The 20,726-nt window shown below is 57.4% G+C and carries 2 protein-coding genes; both read left to right on the forward strand.

All coding sequences use genetic code 11. From position 1 onward, the window contains the following. The coding region (locus tag EDD52_RS16050) for a transposase (protein WP_207906043.1) at positions 1-536 on the forward strand (536 nt) is incomplete at its 5' end. Positions 537-1,134: 598 nt separating this feature from the next. Beyond that, positions 1,135-20,199 carry a cadherin-like domain-containing protein gene (locus tag EDD52_RS16055; protein WP_132246822.1) on the forward strand — a complete coding sequence of 6,355 codons (19,065 nt, stop codon included), beginning with the start codon at positions 1,135-1,137 and terminating at the stop codon, positions 20,197-20,199. The last annotated feature ends 527 nt before the right edge of the window (positions 20,200-20,726 follow it).

The raw sequence follows: 20,726 nt of genomic DNA on the forward strand, positions 1-20,726 counted from the left end.
AAAGGCTTTTGGCGCAGATACGGGCGCACGGGAAGTCAGGCACCGCAGAGCTGTTCGTGGGTCTGGACGCGGAACTCCAGGACAGGCTGGACAGGATGATCGCCGATCTGGAAAACCGCATATCGCGGCTTCCAAGCAGCGATGCGCGCTTGACGGAGACCACGCGGATCCTCCGATCCGTGCCCGGTATTGGTCCGGTGGCCAGTTCGACGCTGATCGCGGAGCTCCCTGAACTCGGCACTCTCTCGGGAGAGCGCGCCGCTGCATTGACCGGCTTGGCACCCATTGCGCAGGACAGTGGAACGCTTCGTGCAAAGCGCACCATCACCGGCGGTCGGCGCGCTGTGCGACATGTCCTGTTCCAGGCCGCATTGGTCGCATCACATCACAATCCCAACCTGAAAGCCTTCGCAGACCGTCTTCGCAAAGCAGGAAAGCCGCACAAAGTCGCAATCACTGCAGTCGCGCGAAAGCTCGTCGTCACTGCCAACGCTAGGTGCAAGCGACGTCAGGAATGGGTACCGAAAGCCGCTTGAGAGATACAGTTGCTACGACGTAAGAAACTGAAAATTGGATACAACGTTGGACGTTTTGGAAAATTACACGGTTTGCAGGCTGCAACGTAAGCGAAATTGGTGTCGACCCTGCATACATAGATACGATTCTGACGTTCTATATCTTCGTTATTCGGAATGTAACTATCGCTATGGTGGTGAGAAATACTGTGCGCGTCATGTATGGGTTGCGACTTATTTTTAGTGCCAAAAAAATGCTCACTTTTTTTGGTGCCTAGTAATGAAGAACGTAAGATACTGAAAGCATGCGATAAGATTCATAAAATATTTATGTTAATTTAGGCGATTAAGAGATTACGCAAGGTTAACAAGACATTAACACTTGCCTGAAATCCACAATTGCGCTCCATTTCGGTTAGGGGAGTGAGTGTAAGGGACGTTTAAAGAATAGTTGCATCATGGGAAATGCAGAGCGGCGTAGTGCGGAATTACCGCGTTGCGCGAGCGATATTGTTTTATCTAAGAAGACGAATTTCTAGTCGGTTCCATTCGCAATCTCACTCGATTTTTTTTGGCGCTTCGAGCGCTGTTTTTATGACCCAAATAGGGGAATACGGTTATGGCTGTAACAAATAACTTTGCTGCGAGCACTCTCGATCTCAATGGACAGGTAAGCCTCTCTCAACCAACAGCACTGGTCTGGGGCGCTGATGGGCGGCTCTATGTCACCGAGGTTGATGGCGATGTGAAAGTTCTGACAATTGCCTTCGGAGATGCGGACCCGACTGACGGGGATCCCACGGCAAGTTTTTACGTTACAGACTCGGTCACCCTGAGCCAGGTAAAATCCATTCCCAATTTCAATGACGACGGTACGAATAGCGCGCAATCCAATCGTCAGGTCACCGGAATAGATGTGACCGCACAGTATGACGATTCAGGTGAGCAGGTTTTTATCGACGGAAAACCTGCAGTTACGATGTATGTGACCTCTTCGGACAGCCGGATCGGCGCCGGTGGTTCGGGCAATGACGCAGGTCTGGATACCAATTCTGGTACGATTACAAAACTGACGCAAACCGGCCCTGACAGTTGGGAGGCGGTCGACATTGTGCGCGGCCTGGCCCGGTCCGAAGAAAACCACGCCCTCAACGGGCTTGAAGTCATTCAGGAGTTTGACTCTGAGGGTTTGTTGATCTCCGAACGCCTGATCGTTGCCAATGGCGGCAATGCCAATTCTGGCGCTCCGTCAAACAACTTTGCCGGTCAGCAGGAACAGCCCTATTCCGGCGCAATCCTCGAGATTGATCTGGACGCAATTGGCGAAATGGATGTGCTGACTGACCCGGACAGCGGGCGCAGCTACGTCTACGATGTTCCGACACTCGACGATCCCACCCGCGCCGGGAGTGATGATGCCGGGGATCCGCATGGTGGCAACGATGGTATGAATTCTGCGAAGATCACCGCGGATAGTCCGGTTCAGATCTATTCGCCAGGCTATCGCAATGCCTATGACGTCGAAGTCACCGACGATGGCCGGATTTTCACCTACGACAATGGCGCCAACAACTCTTGGGGCGGGCGTCCTGTGGGCGAGGCCGGATCGACCAGCAGCGTGGATTTCGCTCAGGCACTTGGGTACATCGCGACCAACCTGAACAACGGCGAAGGCAACAGCAACGACGACATAAACCTCGAGGCGTGGAATCCGTCCAACAAAGACAACTTTCACGAGGTCACCCGGTCTGACGATCTGGACGGGCGCGAACTGTCGCAAGGGGCAGGCGGCGCGCAGGTCTATCAAAACGACGCAGGGCTGACGGTCGTCTATGGTGGCCACCCGAACCCGACGCGGGCCGAAGGCAGCCGCGCTGGAATTCTCTTTTCGCCCGAGGCCGGGACAGACAATGCCTATTTGCTGGTGTCAAATCAGGACAGCTACGGAAACGGCGGTGGCAGCGATTATGATGAAGTTATCGCATGGCTGACTGAGGTCGAGGACAACGATACCGATTTTCCGTCCACCGGGATCTACGGCGCGGACACGGGCGATCTGACCAAGAAGGTCATCGCGGTCACCCCCGGCATTGCCTATGACATTTACGCGCAGGCGGATGGTTCGGCCCTGATTGTGGAAACCGGCGGCACCTCGCCTGGCGGTACGTTTGTTGGTACCGCCGGATTGCCCGCTGACATTGCAGAGATTGTCGTCAGCCCCAACGCGATTGAAGGCAACTATCTGGAAGCCGGCCAACACGATGGTTCACTGGACACCGGTAACGGGTCGATCAACGGCCTCACCGAATATACGTCCACTTTGCTGGATGACGAAGCCAACGGTATCAAGATGTCCGGTGCGATTTTCGCCGCTTCGTTGAACCAGGGCAACCTGATCATCATGGGCCGTAACGAGGACGGTCAGGTTGAGAGCGGGTTGAATGGCGGTTACGCCGTCGCGTCCGATCGCACCACCCTCGATGCCGGGGGCGGGCCGCTGGGTTTGGCCGCACTAGGCGATGACGTGAACACGATGGGGCTGACAACACCGTTCCAGGGATCGGTCTGGGCCGCAACCTACAACCAGAATGGTCCGCTGATCGAAATCTTCCAACCTGCGAATGGCACTGTCGCGCTTGCGGGTTCGGATATCGTTGATCCGCTCGATAATGATCTGGATGGCGTGGGCGACGTGGCTGATCCGTTCGAGTACAGCCTTGAAAACGGCTATGCGCTTGATGCCGGCCAAACTCTGACGCTGGACTTCAATCCCCAGAATACGAATTTCCCGACCTCACTGGCGGGAACCGGGCTCTTGGGGGCAGCACTGGATGGTGTGACCGCCAACCAGGATGCGCAGACGGCAGCAGAAAACTTCTCGATCGACCAGCAGCAGGACGGTCTTTATGACATCGGCGGCAACGTGTTGCCCGGCGGAAACGCCCCCATCCTGCAAATCAAGAACGTCAAGGATGGGTCGGTTGTGGGATCGGCAAATGCCGCACGTGATGTCCTGCATACAGGTATTCGGCCAGCTGACGATGTTCAGCGGATTGTTGCGACGATGAACCTGAAGAACTGGATTCCTGCGATGGGGGGAGCCGAGCAGGACGGTCAGTTGACCGGGCTGATCTATTCTGATGGCACCCAGTCCAATTTTGTTCGTGCTGTCTTTGGCTCGGTCAATGGCGCACCCGGCATCGAAGTCGGGTATGAAATTGGCGATGCCAACTATGTCACGCTGGCGCAGGTCGCTGTGCCGGGTCTGGCGAACGTATCGGTTGAAACTCTGGACCTGCGGCTTGAGATCGACATGGACGATGGCTTTGCCGTCTCGGTCTCCTACAGGCTGCAGGGGGACACTGGGTTCACTGATGTGCCGCTGAACGATGGCACGCCCGGATTCTCATTGCCGAGCGGCGTATTGCAGGACGTCTTGACCGGGGACCACACCATTGGCACGGGGGCCAATGAACTGAATTCCGGCGCTGCGATAGGTTTCCTGGCGGAGGACACGGGTGGCGACGATACCGAAGATGCGGGCTTCAACGGTCTGCTCGCAATCGATTTCAACAACCTGGATATCGAAGCGTTCGGCAATGAAATCGACGCAACCACAGGCGCCGAAGTCGGTCAGGCGGGGACTGCCGGTCTCGACACGATCATCTACACCGGGAATGAAACGGCCCTTGCGCCGCTGGATGCTTCTGTCGAGAACTTCGATGGCAGCGGCAGCGCTGCGGACTTCGCCGTAACGGGCAACGACAGCGACAATATCATCGTCGTCGGGAGCGGGGAAAACACGATCACGACCGGTGCGGGTGAGGATACGATTGTCGGCACAATTGCGTCGTTGTCACAAGATGACATCACGGACTTTTCTCTGGCGGATCGTATCCTGATTACCGATGCCACTGCGGCTGACGCCAATGGCGTGGTTTATACAGCCGGATCGGCCATCATCACGATGGGCGACATGACGCTCACATTTTCCGGGCCGGACTTTGAAAATTTCGATCCACTCACGGGTCCGGGCATGTTCCAGTTCACCGAAACTGAAGGTGGACTGGAACTTCGCCTCGTCGCTCCGGAGACTGTCCTTTACCGCGTGAATGCCGGGTCAGACAAAGGGCCAGCTGCCACGCAAGGCACGATTGCCGCCATTGATGGCGGACCGGATTGGATCGGCGATGCTGGCCTTGTCAACGGTAGCGGAACGGTACGGGTGACCGGTAGCACGGCCAATACATATTCTAACGGCGGGACCGATGCAGAAGGCGAAATTGACTCGGGCAACGTCGACCTTTCCGAGGTTCCCTGGCAGGTCTTTGCAAACGAGCGGAGTGACAATGCCGCTGCCGATCCGAAACTGACATACGAATTTGATGTCGAAGCGGGCACATCCTACAAGATCACGCTGTTCTATACCGAAAACTGGAACGGAATTTACGGCTTTGCGGACGCCAATGGCGGTCAAACCCGCCAATTTGACGTTTCGGTCGAAGGCGAAGTGCCGACTGAATTCCAAGACCTCAATCCGGCGCAGGAAGCAGCTGATCTGCTGGGCTATGGCACGGTAACGAATGCCATGTCCGCCGCGCAAAAGGCAGCGATCAATGGCACGACTTTCCAGCGAGAGTTCACCTATGAAGCAACTGACGATACGCTGACGCTTGAATTTCTGCACGAATTCGAAAACCCCAAGGTCAACGCGATCCAGATCACCCAATTGGGATATGTGGCACCGCCGGTTGACGATACCGCACCGGTTATCGAAGAGATCTATGTCGATAATCCCGCAAGCGTTCAGGACGGGGACCGTTTTGCGACAGTTGTGCTAAGCGATGACACCGGGTTTGATGCCGGCGATTTCGCCGCTCTGGACGGATCCGAACTGGTGTTCAGCGGTATTGTTCCTGACACCGTGTCTGGCCCGGACGTGGTCTTCAGCGCAGGTGGCACAATCGCAACGCTGACCTACACGTTGTCACGCAACGATAACTCCTGGCCCGCTGGCGAAGGCCAGATCACCGTGGCCGCTGGCGCATATTCTGATGCCGCCGAAAATACCTCGGCGGAAACCAGTGGCGCGTTCGTGTTGGAGCCAAACCTTGGAAACCTCGTCAGGGGCAATGTCGTACGTGCGATCAACGTCGGCACGACGGATCTGACTGCCGCAACGAACCTTGGTACCGACCTGGTTGAAGGCGGAACCGACAACAACCGATATGGCGGGGCGATTGCGGCCGATACGCTGATAACGGATGCCACTGGAACTGCGATCGCGTTCGAGGCTGACAGCAACACCTATTACACCAGCCCCAAGACCAATGGCCAATTGAATGCCAATGTCGATGGCCAATCCGGCAGCACCGGCAGCAATTCCGGTGGTGTGGATCTGGACGGGTCGGCTTATCACACATATCGCGACAGCAACGCGGACACCTGGACGGCGACCTATGACGGGTTTGCCAACGGAACCTATGTCGTGGAACTGCATTTCGCGGAACTCTACCAGACAAGTGCGGGTACGCGCGTCGGTGACTTCTACATTCAGGGCCAACTGGTCGAGGCCGGTTTTGATGCCTTTACGGATGCGGGCGGGGCTGATGCGCCTACCTTCTTCCGGCACAATGTGACGGTTACAGACGGTACGATCACGATCGACGTCGACAGCTCTGCGGGGCAGGCGGGTTACAGTGCGATCGTCGTCTATGATGCGGTTCCCTCTGATCTGCCCCCCACTATTTCGGTTGCAGATGTCGAAGTGGCCGAGGGCAGCGACGCCGTTGTCACGTTCACGCGGATCGGCGATTTGACCGAAGAGGTCGAAGTCACCTTCTCCGTCACGCCGGACAGTGCAGGCAGTGCTGACTTTGTAGCGCCGACAGATTTCACGGTGTCCATCGCTGCGAACCAGTCGACCGCGTCCATCACAATTCCGACCGTTGATGATGAAGAGACGGAAGGCACTGAAACCTTTACCGTTTCCATCACCGCGGTGAGCAACACGTCTGGCGACGCCGTCGCGGATGCGGCGAACAGCGATGCAACTGTAACGATCGCTGCAAACGATGTTGGGACCGATCTGCCGGTCGGCGGCGAAATCCTCGGTCTGGAATTTGATGCGGCTGGAAGCGGGATTGCTTCGACCGGTTTCGCAACGGTGTTGGGCGGTTCGGCCGCGCTTGAGGATGCGAAAGTGACCGTGGTGGACGGAAAGCTGGTGATTACAACGTCAGATGGCGACTTGTCCCAGCCTGCGCAGACAGCGTCCAAGAACGATCTGGTCCAGACCGTCGATATCTCTGATGCTGCCCTGCAAGAAGTCTTTATCAGCACGCGATTTGATAATCCGTTTACGGCCGAAGAGCTGACCCGTCTGGGCGTTACCGGCGACGTTATTCCGAATTACCTTCAGCAGGGGATCATCATTGCCACCAATGATGAGGCAATCAACCAGGATTCCGGTCAATTCACCAAGCTGATTTGGGGAGGTGGCGGCGGCAACGGAGTCCAGATGTGGTCACAGGCACCAATCGATCAAAAGATCACCCTGACCGCGATCAGCGATGCCGCGGCTGCGCCATTTACGCTCTTTGATGTGGCATCTGTCGAGCTGGCACTGGTGATCGACAAGATGGCCGGGACAATCGCGCAATTCGTGACCCTCTTCGATGATTCCGGAACGGTCCTGGGCGGAGTCCGTCCCGACGCGACCGACGGTTTTGCGACTGCTGCGGCCCAGGCGCTTCCGCCTGCTGTCCTTGCTGCGATCAATGCTGGCACGACTGTTGTGGGTGTCACTTCGACCGACTTCGACTCAGGGTCTGCTATCGGCAGTTTCGACGCCACTTGGGACTATGTGCGCGTAACCTCGCCACAGGTCGATATCATCGAAGGCACGGATGCCGCAGACGGCATCGTATTTGGCGACTTCTCGAACGATGGGCTTGATCCCACCGACCTTCCTGCGCTGGAGAATGGCGACAATATCGTCACCGCCAGCCAACAGGGTGATGCCGCTGATGGCGGACGGGACAGAGACTATTTCACTATCGAGGTTCCCGACGGTCAGGTGCTGTCTTCGATCATCCTGGATGGGTACGACGTCGCCGGTGGCACCGATACGAACGGGTTTATCGGTATTCAGGTGGGCGACACGGTTACGACCAACCCGACCACCTATGAAAACGTTGGCGATCTACTGGGCGGTCTGATCTACGGCGATGGCCTGATCGGGAACGACATCCTGGCCGAACTCGCCGCAGGGGGCAATCAGCAGGGTGTTGATTTCCCAGGATTTTCACTGCCGCTGGAGGCCGGTACATATACGATCTGGCTGAACCAGGGCGGAAATTTCCCGTCGACTGCCACGCTGAACTTCCAGCTGTCTGATGCCCCGGCGGACGTCATTGTTTCCGTGGCCAGCCCCGCCGACGTGACTGAAGCGGGTGATTTTGGTGACACAAATGTAGGCTTTGAACTGACGGCGACCGATGCCTTCACTGGCGATCTGACGATAACGTACGATACGGCGGACTCGGTCGGGGAAACTGCTGTTGTGTCCTTTGTCAGCGGTGTGGGCACGTTGGTGTTGGCCGTGGCCAATGACAATGTCGACACCGGTCCTGACATCGTTTCCGTCACGCTGACAGGTGCAAGCGATGTCGGTGGCACGCTTGACGTTGCCGTCGATACGACCGCGGCAACGGCGCAGGTGCTCGATGACGACGCGGCCGGTTCGCCCACCTATCAACGCGGGGACGTTCTCTATGCCGTCAATGCGGGTGGTCCTGCTCTGACGCAAGATGGCATCGATTTTGTTGCTGGAACCAGCGGCACTGATGGTGCCCCGTTCACCGGGGGGACGGCGTTTGCTGACGGGAACGGTGGCAACGGCCCGCAGCCCGCGTTTGACGGAACAGTTTATGAAACCGAAATCAACGACAATGGCGATTTCGAATTCGCCGCAGCAATCAGTTTCCCGGGGATCGACCCGGAAAAAAGTTACTACGTAGACCTCTATTTCGCCGAGATTTACGCCACTGTTGCCGGCGCACGCGTCTTTGATGTCCTGGTCGAGGGCGAAGCCCCTGCGGCAGGCAGCGTGTTGGATGATTTTGACCCCCTGGCCTACAATGGCGGCGACATCAACGCGCCGATCATTCTGGAATTGCCCGATCCGGTTACTCCGGGCGCGAATGGCACAATCGACCTGTCGTTCCTGGCGAGTGCCGACCGCGGCAAGGTCAGTGCGATCGTCGTGCGCGAAGCGGTCGAGGTGGTGTCTGGTGCCACAACACTTTCAGTTTCCGATGTTTCGGTCGAAGAGGGCGACGGGGTTGCCGAAGTCGTCTTTACCCGGTCGGGCGATCTGACGGACGAAATGACCGTCACCTTCAGCGTCGCGGACGGAACGGCCATTGCCGGAACTGACTATGATGCACCGGCCACGAATACTATCGTGATCGCGGCAGGCGAGGCGTCGGCGACGCTGCCGATTACGCTGATCGATGATGATGCGGAACTCAGCGATGTGGAATTCACTGTCACCATCACCGATGCCGTCGCGACGGGCCCGGTATCACTGGACAATGGTGTTTCCACGGTCACCATTCTGGATGACGACGCAATTGATCCGGCTGACATCGATGGTGATGGCATCCTCAACGCGGCGGATCCGTTCGCCTATGACGAGGATAACGGCCTGAGCAATGTCCTGGCATTGGGTGGCAGCATTCGTCAGGACTTCAACGTCGATACGACGGATCTGTTCGGCGAGGATGGTGGATTTTCCGGGATCATGGTCAACCCTGCCTACTCTCCCGCAGGGTCGTCCGAGACTGATCCCTACGGCGACCGCACTACCGAAGGGACATCCCTGATCGAGGGGGGCGTTCTGAAGGTCGAGTCCAGTGAAACCGACGCCTACGCCACTGGCACCGGCGCGAGCAATACGTTGAAAGACAGTTATCATTCTGCGGCGGATGTCTCGGGCGTGGATCATTTTGTTGTGGAAAGTCTGGTCAAGGGAGGCTGGCTGGGCACCATTCCACTGCAATATGCGTCGTTTGGCATTACGCTTGGGGCCGGTGGGACCGACGACTACATCAAGTTCGTGATCGGCGGATTTCAAACTACACCGCGCCTTCAGCTTTCGCAGGAAAACAGCCTGACGGATGCCAAAGAAGAGAACATCATTCTTCAAAACCAGACGCCGGAAATCGTCGAAGAAGACATCGCGTCGGTTCTGTTCCGGCTTGAGGTCGACAAGTCGGGCGAGGAGGCAACCCTTGTCGGCACCGCAATCCTGTTTGATGACACCGACACCGAGATCGCTACGATCACCACGGCAACCCGCACAATCACCGGATCCCTGGCCGATGCACTGGATGGTGCCAACCCGCTGACAGGTGGCGAAGGTGGGGTCGCCTACGGCATCACCATCACCGATTGGTCCAACGGGGCGAACAACCGTTTTGTCGGGGAATGGGATTACCTTGAATTGTCCGCGCCCGACAATGCGCCCGTGGTTGTCAACGCAATCACTGCGCAAGCGATCAACGAAGATGCGGAGTTCAGCTTTGCGGTTCCTGCCGAAACTTTTGCCGATGATGGCGGGGTCGAGAACCTTACGCTGACGGCGGTACTGGCCGATGACGGCCCCCTGCCGGCATGGCTCAGCTTTGACGGGACCACCTTCAGCGGAACGCCCGCACAAGGTGACGTCGGGCTTATTTCCGTAAAGGTTCTGGCGGATGACGGGACAAATCCGCCTACCGAGGCGGCCTTTGACATCGAGATTGCAAACGTCAACGATGTCCCGACTGCGACAGCCATCTCGGTGCCCAGCGTTCTGGAAACAGCTGCTCCGGTCACGATCGCCCTGCTGACGGATGCGGCAGCAACGGACGAGGACGGCGATGTTCTGGGGGTCATCAACGTCACGGTCACGACGGCCGGTGGTGATCCGGTGCTCTTTGATCTCGTCGGTCAGACACTCACGATCGATCCGTCCCAATTCGCCGGTCTGCTGGATGATGCGGACAGTGTTGCGCTGACCGTCAATTACACGATTACCGACAACCTTGGCGGTGAACTGTCGAACACCGCGACCTTGCTGGTCGGTGGTGTTGACGGGCCGTTCACCTGGTATCCGGATGCTGATGGCGACGGCTATGGCGTTGACGCGGGCGCGACGATCGTCGCCTATGAACAGCCTGATTTCCACGCTCTCGAATTCGGTGATGATGACGACACCGATGCGACGATCTACCCAGACGCGGTCGAATTGAACGACGGCAAGGACAACGATCAGGACGGCGAAATCGACGAAGATAATGCCGATCCGGTTGCCGACGACGAATCCTTTACGATCCAGAAAGGCGCGCCGGTCGAGATTGCGGTGTCCACGCTGCTCATGGGCGATACGGATGTAAACCAAGATACGCTCACCGTAGCTAGCGTCGCGGCGTCCGTAGGTGGGACGCCCGTTCTTGACGCTGTTTCGGGTATCGTAACGTTTACTCCGGCCCCCGATTTCACGGGCACAGCCAGCTTTACCTACACGGTTGTTGACGGCTACGGCGGCGAAGGCACTGGCATCGTGACCGTGAACGTCGAGAACCGGATTGTTGTCACTGATCCTGCGACCCCTCCGGTCGCCACCGAGGGGGTTGACGTGGTTCAATTCGATGGCCCCGGCGATCTGGATCTCAGCGATCCCGGTCTGGAAGATCTGGACCTGTCGGGCAATGCAAACGATGGCGGCACAGTTACTCTCAATACCGGCAGCAACAACGTGGAAGCGGGCCTTGGCGCGCATACTGTTGAGCTGGGCGGCGGCGAAGATTCCGTATCCGGCACCGCGAGCGAGCTTGACGGCGATACCTTCGGCGGGTTCGGCGACGATGACACGATCACCATTGAGAATGGCAGCGGCAGCACCATCGTCAGCCGCACCAATGGCTCTGCCATAATCGGTGTGGATACCGATGGCGACGGGCTGACCGATACCACAATTACGCTTCCCGGCGAAATTGACGGGCAAACGGTCACTCTGTCGGATGATGGAACGGACGCCACCTTGACGCTTGATGCGGCAGCCCCGGATCTAAACGACGTGCTGGAAACTGCTGCTCCCGTCGAGATTGATCTTCTAGCGGGTGAGGTGGACGCCGAGGGCGTCAGCGGCCTTTCCGTCTTTGATGCCAATGGCGATCCTGTGACCTTTGCGCAGGTTGCTACGACCATCACGATTGACCCTGCACAATTCGCCACGGCCCTTTCGGGTGGCGAGAGCCTTCAGGTGACCATCGCCTATGACGTCGATGTGGCAGGCGGCGGATCTGTGCCGCGCAGCTCGACACTCATGGTGGGCGGCGTTGATGGTCCTTTCACCTTCTACCGTGATGCCGACGAAGACTCCTTTGGTGACGCGTCCGACAGTGTAGAAGGCTACGAGGCCCCCACGGGTTATGTCACCAATATGGCTGACGCGGACGATACCGATGCCACCATCTATCCTGACGCGCCGGAACTGAACGATGGCAAGGACAATGATCAGGACGGCGAGATAGACGAAGACAACCTCGGGCCGGTCCTGGGGGCCGATGGCGGTTCCACGGCTCCGGGTGTTGTCTTTGAGATTTCCCGCACCGAGCTGATGATGAATGATGCCGATCCGGAAGGCGATGACATCGCGTTCGTAGGCGTCGACAACCCGATCAATGGGCAAGTCGCTTTCGACCCGGTTCTTGGGACTGTTTCGTTCACGCCAACGGCTGGTTTCAATGGCACCGCGAGCTTCGACTATTCGGTGACCGATGAATGGGGCGCTGTCACGACAAGCACCGTTGTGATTGACGTGAGCAACGACGTCGGCGGAATTGCGACGGAGCTGTTTGTCGCGCAGTCGCAGGTCAGCTCGTACTCGGGGCAGGATTCATCAAATGGCGCTGCTTTGGTAAATGAAGGGGACCAATCCGTCACCTTGTCAGGCAACACCTGGAAGAAGATCCAGCTGCCGGAAGACGTCACCATCACCGAAAACAGCGAACTTTGGGTCACACTGACATCTCCCGAGATACCCGAGATGGTGGGGATTGGTCTGGACAACAACAGCGCCTTTACAAACGGGAACGAGGCCCTGTTCCAGCTTGGCGGAACCATGGGAACCCTGCGACAGGCCAACCAGGATTTCCGGACATACGATACCGCGGGCGAGACTGTTTCGTTCCGGATCCCCTTGGGAGATTTCGCGGGTACGGCGTTCGAGTACCTGGTGTTCATGCACGATCAGGATGCGAATCCGACGTCAACAAGCAGCGTCTTCTCGGATATCCGCATTGTTGAACCCGCGCCGTTCAATTCCAAACCGCTCGCCGGTGAGGATAGCGCGATCATGGAATCTGATGCCCAACTGGTCATCGAGGCAAGTTCGCTGCTGGCGAATGACACGGATGCAGATGGCGATGAGATCAGCGTTACCGCCGTTGCCAACGCCAAGAACGGTGACGTCACGCTGGAGAACGGCCTGATCGTCTTTGCCGCCACAGAGGGCTACACTGGACCGGCCAGCTTTGAATACACGATCATGGACAGCTCGGGTCAAACTTCGGTCTCGACGGTTTCGATCAATGTGCTGGAACCCGGCGCAGCTGATGTCACTCTGCCTGTGAACTTCAATGACGGTCCAATTGCCTCTTATGGCGGGCAGGATGCGTCTCCGGGCACGGGATATGTCGTATCGGAGACTGGGGATAGCCTTACCCTGACCGGAAACGTCTGGAAAATGACGGATTTCATCGACGGAGACTATCTTGTCAGCGAAGACACGGTGTTGCGTTTCGAGCTGACCGTGCTGAACCCGACGGGAGAAGTGGTCGCGATCGGTCTGGAGAATGACGGCAACTTCCGGTCCGGCACTCAGGCCCTGTTCCAACTCTTTGGAAATCAGAATTTCTCGACCTTTGCCAACCAGGACTACCGGGGGCAATATGGAGAAGTCGGTCAACCAACCAGCTATGAGATTTCGCTCGGAGATTTTGCCGGCCAGTCCTTTGCCTCGCTTGCCTTCATCAATGATGACGATAGCAACGCAACATCCTCTGTGGTCTTTTCCAACATAGAATTGGTGGAGCCGCTTCCGGGAGGGGGATCGGGCACTGCCGCACCCGAAATCTTTGGCGACGTGATCCCTGATCAAGTTCTGTCCGAGGACGCCGCTTTTGAAATCGACCTGCCGTTCTTTGACACCGATACACCGTTCGAGGATCTGACATTCACCTTCGTGAACAAGCCCGACTTTGTCAGCATGGTCGATGGCGTCCTTGTCGGCGTGCCTGACAATGATGATGTCGGCACTTACACGATCGGCGTCACAGCCACCGACCCAGAAGGCAACTCAACGACCGGCGTATTCGAACTGACGGTCGAAAACACCAATGATGCGCCAGTTCTGACAGGTATCTTCGAAGATCAATCGATCATCGTGAACGGTGACTTCATCCTGGAACTGCCGGTGGGATTGTTCACCGATGTCGATGAGGGCACCGTTCTGGAATATTCGGCCATCGGACTGCCCGAAGGCGTTACGATCGATGCTTCCACCGGCCGGATTTCCGGTACACCACTTGAAAGCGGCGTGTTCACGGTGACGGTGACGGCCAGCGATGGTGAGGCATCGGCGTTCACCTCGTTCGAACTGGACGTTGCGAGCGGTCCGCCGCGTGAAACTGTCCTGATCGAGGCCGAAGACTTCAGCGCCTTCAACGAACCAGATCATGCGGTAGAAGGCTTTTACAAGAGCTTTGCGGCTCCTGCCTCGGGGCAGCAGGTTATCCGCGTCAGCGTGGACAAGACCGGCAGCATCTCGACCGATCTTCAATCGAAGGGCGTCGTGCCGGGTTTCTATGACGTTTCGATCATCCACCTTGATGAAAACGATGGTGTAGCCTCGCTGACGGCATCGCTGGATTATGGCGATGGGTCGCCGCTGGTCGAGATTGGCACGTTCCTGATGGATCGCACCGACCTGCCGGGACAAGGCAACGGCAACCAGGCCGGGAACCTGACGGAATTCACCTTTGAATCGGTTGATATCCCGGTTGGCGCCCGCCTTGTTCTGAGCGGTCAGGCGGAATCGGGTGAGGTTCTCAGGATCGATGCGGTTCGCTTCGACCCAGTGGACAATGCCCCGCCAGAGTTCAGTTCGGCTGCCGACCAGACCGTGGCTGAAGGAGAGGTACAGGCGGCGACCGTTCTGGCGACCGACCCTGAAGGTGTCGATGTTATCTATGCCATCACCGATGGTGAGGACGCGGCGGCGTTCGATATTGATGCGGATACGGGTGTGGTCTCTTTCATTGCCCCGGCGGATTTCGAAACGCCCGGCGATGCTGATGGTGACAACGTCTACGAGTTGGTCGTGACCGCCGATGATGGCAACGTCATGACCTCGCAGCAGATGACAATCACGGTCGGCGATGCCAATGACGCACCGGAACCGACCGACCTTCTGGTTGATGCCACGGTCGGCCTGAACCAGCCGATCACGCTGCCCGGTCTTGCGACCCTGTTCGAGGATCAGGATGCCGACGCGGTCCTGACCCTCTCGGCAACGGGTCTGCCCGCCGGGGTCACGATAGAGGATGGCGCGTTCGTTGGGTCGCCGACCGAAGAAGGGGTGTTCACAATCGAAGTGACAGCCTCTGACGGCATTGCGGATCCGGTGGTTGCCACCTTTGAACTGACCGTGGCCTTCGATTATGGCGCTGTTTCCCCGGATGAGGATCTGGACGGCGACGGTATCGACAACGCGCTTGATACCGATGTGGATGGCGATGGTATCGACAACGCGGATGATGCGTTTGCCTATGATGCCGAGAACGGCATGACCCTTACCGCAGGCGAAACGCGCCTTTATGACTTTGACATTGACGGTACCGTTTTCGAAAACGGAATGACTGGTTTCTTGCAAGGAACGGCGAATGCCGGTGTCTTTGACGAAAACACCGGTGCGGCCAGTGTCTCTGGTGGTGTGTTGTCTGTCAGCCCGGTGACAACGGGTGACACGGGTACTTTGAATACGCCCGAGGACGACACCGTGGTTGGCGTCAAGAACGGCGACTTCACGGCGAAGGCGGTTATTCTCAATCCCTGGGCCGGCGATGCTGCAAACCCGGCTGGATATGATCAGTTGGGTCTGGTCGTGGGTGTCGACAGTGCGGATATGATCAAGCTGGTCTTTGGCCAGACTGCGGGTGTCGTCGAATTCCAGAAGCAGGATGCAGATGTCGGGACCAAATTTGGCGGTGCGACAGCGAATGCAAATGTCCCGCTTCCCGATGGTGTCACGCTGGACAACTTTGTCGCGGCCGAGATCACGCTTGATGTCGTTTCCACGGACGCGACCGCGGCGACGATCACCGGGTCAATTGAATTCCTGGCGGATGACGGAACCGTTGTGGGAACGCTGAACCTGGGCGCTGCGCTGATCGGGGGCGCGCTTGCGGCCGCACTGGCGGATAGCGAAACAGGTGTGGCAGTCGGCTTTACCCACGCCGTTCCGGCCTCTTCGGCGGGTTTTGTCGCGCAAATGGACAGCCTGGAGATCACGGCGCCTGATGATGGTGTCATCATTGTCGAAGACGAAGTGGTCCTGCGGATCAATGCGTTTGGGTCGACAGTGGCAGCCATTGACGAAGGTCCCGACTGGCTTGGAGACAGCTTGGATGCGCCAATTTCGTACTACAACGGAATTGACAACCGCGGCGATACCTTCGGCTATAGCGGTGATCTGGGGGCGATCCCGGATGGGGTGCCGGTTGCAGTGATCGATGCGCTGCGGTCCAGCGACGCGGCATTCAGCTATGACATTCCGACATCGGTGCTGGGCAATGGCCAGGACTACGAAGTGCGCCTGATCGTTTCTGAACTTTATACGGGTTCAACGGCTCAGGAAGGTGGCTTCCGGAACTTCGATGCATCACTGGAAGGCGTCGTGCCAGCCGCGTGGAATGACATCGATCCGGGTGCGCTCTATGGCGCTGACGTTGGCGTGCTCTCGGCGCAGGTGACGGTTACGGACGGGACGCTGAACATCGGGTTCCTGCAGGACACGCTCCAGAACCCGATCATCAACGCGATCGAGATCATCAAGCTTGGCGGCGAAATCACGCCACCACCTGTGACCGGTGATCCGACAAATGCATTGAATGCCTTTGCCGGTGAAACCGATCTGAACACCAATGCCACATATGGTGCAGGTGCGGTCGGGTCAGCGGTGCTCGAGGTCATGACCGGCCAGAACAACATTGAATCGTCAAACTACGGCGCCAATTCGTTCCAGGTTACCAATACCGGCGACAAGAAGATCGCTGCGGTCTTTGTCGATGTTTCCAATGCGTTGTACCAGGACATTGTCTTTGATCCCGACGGGGCCGGCGGCGATGACGCCTACAAGGTCTGGGGGATCAACTCCGATGGGGGCACGGGAGCCTATATCGGTGGCGGTGACGGCGGCTATTACCTGCCGGGACAAGACCCGCTGCCGAACAACACCGGAACCGGTATTCCGTCCAACGGAGGCTACAAAGGGGCGATCGTCAAATTTGATGGCTCTGACGGTGGCTTCGAAAATGGCGAAACAGTCGGCTTCTCCGGCGACATGGACCCCAACTCGATTGCGGGGCTGACCAAGGGATCCGTGGACGGGTCGGCCATTGACAGCTGGGATGTCGGCGGCATCTCGGGTCACGAAATGATAGGGTCGACCTTCACGGTTCTGTTCGATGACGGCACCACGGCTTATGGTCAACTGTCCAGTGATGGCAGTGCCTCCGGGTCGCAGGCCATGGCAACCGAAGCGGGCTTTACCGCTGCGGCTCCGACACTGACAGTCAATGGTGTAAGCGCGGGGGGCACCGGTACGTACGGTGTATCGCAGCCTACGATCACGGTCACGGGCACGCCGGGCGATACGGTGCGTGTCACCTTGACCAAGGGCTTCAACCCGGTCACCGAGGCGTCGAACGGGATCGCTGATCTGGTCGAGAACCGGCTGGAACGCTATGACTTCAAGGCGTCGAACAACTTTGACAGCCAATCGATCGATGTATTGATCGGGGCCGACGGTACCTTTGATGCCACGGGGATGTTTGACTACAACAACGCGGTTGCGAACAACAAGGCCGACGGAACGTTCCCCGGCGACGATGTTGCGCAGCTGGGTTTCGTGGCCAGCGTCATCGACCCTGCCAACAACGACCTGTCGATCAGCCCGGTCACCGCACCAATCTATCTCGAGAATGTGGGCGGCCCCGTCACGGGTGCTCCAAGTTCCGAGGATGTTCTGGAAATCCTTTCGAACCAAACCGATCTCACGACATCTGCCAGCTACGCTGGCGGTACGACGGGGGCGGCCGTTCTGGAAATCATGGCCGGGAACGACAACATCGAAAGCTCGAACTACGGGGCCAATTCGTTCCAGGTCACGAATGTTGGCGACAAGAAAATCTCTGCCGTCTTTATTGATGTCCGCGACTCCATCTATCCCGACAGTGTGTTCGACCCTGATGGTCAGGGCGGCGACAATGTTGCCAAGCCTTGGGCGATAAACTCGGCTGGTGGCACCGGTGCATATATCGGAGGCGGTGACGGAGGATACTTCCTGCCCGGTGTCGATCCATTGCCGAACTCTACAGGCACCGGCGGCACATCCAACGGGGGCTACAAGGGGGCAATCGTCAAGTTCAGCGCGACAACTGACGGCGGGTTCACCAACGGCGAAACAGTCGGGTTCTCCGGTGACATGGATCCCAACTCGATTGCAGGGCTGACCAAGGCCTCTGTTGACGGAACCGCCATCGACAGCTGGGATGTCGGCGGTATCTCAGGCCATGAACTGATCGGGTCGAGCTTTACGGTTCTGTTTGACGATGGCACGACAGCCACGGGTCAACTGGCCACGGATGGCAGCGCATCAGGTTCGGTCGCGTTGGCCAGCCAGGATGTATCGCCTGCGGTCACGCCGACACTCTCGGTCAACGGGACCAACGTCGGCGAGACCGGTACCTACGGTGGAACCCAGCCGACGATCCTGGTGACTGGTACGCCGGGTGATACGGTGCGGATCATGCTGTCCAAAGGCTTCAACCCTGTGACCGAAACGTCGAACGGCATTGCCGAACTGGTCGAAAATCGTCTGGATCGGTACGATTTCAAGGTTTCGAACAACTTCGACACGCAGTTCGTCGATGTCGTGATCGGCAGTGATGGGACCTTTGATGCAACCGGGATGTTCGACTATGACGATGCCATTGCGAACAACAAGGCAGATGGCACCTTTGCGGGCGACGACGTTGCGCAAATCACCTTCGTGGCCAATGTCATTGATACCAACAACGGTAATCTGCCGATCAGCAACGTCACGGCGCCCATCGTTCTGACGAATAACGGTGGCCCGGTAGAGGGCAACCCTGTCATAACGCCGGATGGCTATTTCGAGATGAACGGATCTGGGAACAACACGTTCTTCAAAATTCAGATCGAAGACGAAAATGGCTCGGGTGGTACCAATCCAGGTGGCAAGTGGTCGTATCAGACTGCGGTCGACGAAGAAGGACGCCAGTCCGGCTTCCAGGGCGACGGTTACTATCTGTTCGGTTCCAACACCTCGACCGGTATCGACAACGCCGTCGGTGGCAGCGAAATGCTCGAATACACCATCTTTGTGCCCCAGGAAGCCGTCGGAACCTATAACTTCAGCTTCGTTGTTTCGCGCGATGGCGAGGCGGCATCGGATCAGCAGAACGATATCTGGCTGAACTTCAAACATGCCGAAGACTCCGGAACAGGCGACATTGAAGAATTCCTGACGGGCAATGGCAGCAACGAACCGGAGCCGGTCTCGGGAGGGTTCGTCAAAGTTTACGGCGGGCCAAACGACGGGACCTGGGGCAATGCTGCCAGCATCGACGGTCTGCCTGGCAACTTCAGCGCATCCATTTTGATCGAAGAGGAAGGGTTCTATACCGTCCAGATCGATGGCCGCAGCCAAGGCTATCATGTCGATTACTTCGAGCTCTACAAAGGGTCCAACCCTGGCGGCGGCGCGGCGAATTCCGACTTTGTCACCGATGATCCGGTGACGGGCGGGGGCAGCGAACTGGTCTATGCAATCGACGCGTCGTCCGATGACTGGGAAGAGTTCGGCGGAGCCGGGAGTTCAGATCTCGAATTTGGTTTGAATGGGTCCAATCCGCAAAGTGTCGGTCTTCGCTTCGACGGTGTCACGATCCCTGATGGTGCGGTAATTGAGGAAGCGTATATCAGGTTCAAGGCCTACGAAACGTCATCCTCCGCAGCGTCCTTTGTCATCGAGATTGAGGATACCGAAGTTGCCGCGACCTACTCGGCCGGATCTAACCCCGATGCGCGGAACTACGACGCTGACGATTTTGTCTGGAGCAATGTCGAAAGCTGGACGGATGGGGCCGAATATACTTCGCCGGATATAAGCGATTTGATCGAATCCGTTATTGGCTCGGATGGAATTGATGATGGCGCATTGGGCTTCAGGATCACGGGTTCGGGCGGACGCGCTGCGCATTCCTTCGACTCCGCTGGAGGAGATGCTCCCGAATTGGTCATCATTCTTCAGGATGATGCTCTGCTCTGACCAGATCGTCTGAAATAAAAATTGGGGGTGCCTGACAATGGCGCCCCCATCTTTTTTGCAGATGAAAAATTCAAACTTAAAGCGGCGGAATACAACCACGAACCTATTTTCAAATATTGATAGAGAAAGTATAAAAAGGGGGCGGCGATACTACCGTTCTCAAGTTGATAATGTGAATTGGGATTGTTTCATCAAGGGGCGAGGTTTGCGGAAATATTAAATTTCGCTGCATGCGGCGACCCTGCTTCCTTCACATCAATCGTCAGGATTATCGCGGCACCCGGTGGTAAATTGACATCGCACCAAGAATTCTCACCCTGCTGATCAAACGCTGAACACTTTGCCGCTCGTCAGGGAATGAAGCATTTCGAATGCCTGTTAACCTGTCCGTTTGATCCGGCCAACCGGTCGGCCTCCATCCCTGGCGACGATATGGAATAGGGTAAACACTGGTTTTTCCGAGTGCGTTGTGTTCCGGCACACCGGTTTTACAGTGGCGCGTGACTATCCGTGGGTTGCCTGGCAAG

The sequence above is a fragment of the Primorskyibacter sedentarius genome (assembly GCF_004342065.1).
In the GTDB taxonomy this organism is placed as follows: Bacteria; Pseudomonadota; Alphaproteobacteria; order Rhodobacterales; family Rhodobacteraceae; genus Primorskyibacter; species Primorskyibacter sedentarius.

Coding starts and splice junctions, on each gene's coding strand:
- EDD52_RS16055 (WP_132246822.1), top strand. CDS start 1,135: ATGGCTGTAACAAATAACTTTGCTGCGAGCACTCTCGATCTCAATGGA.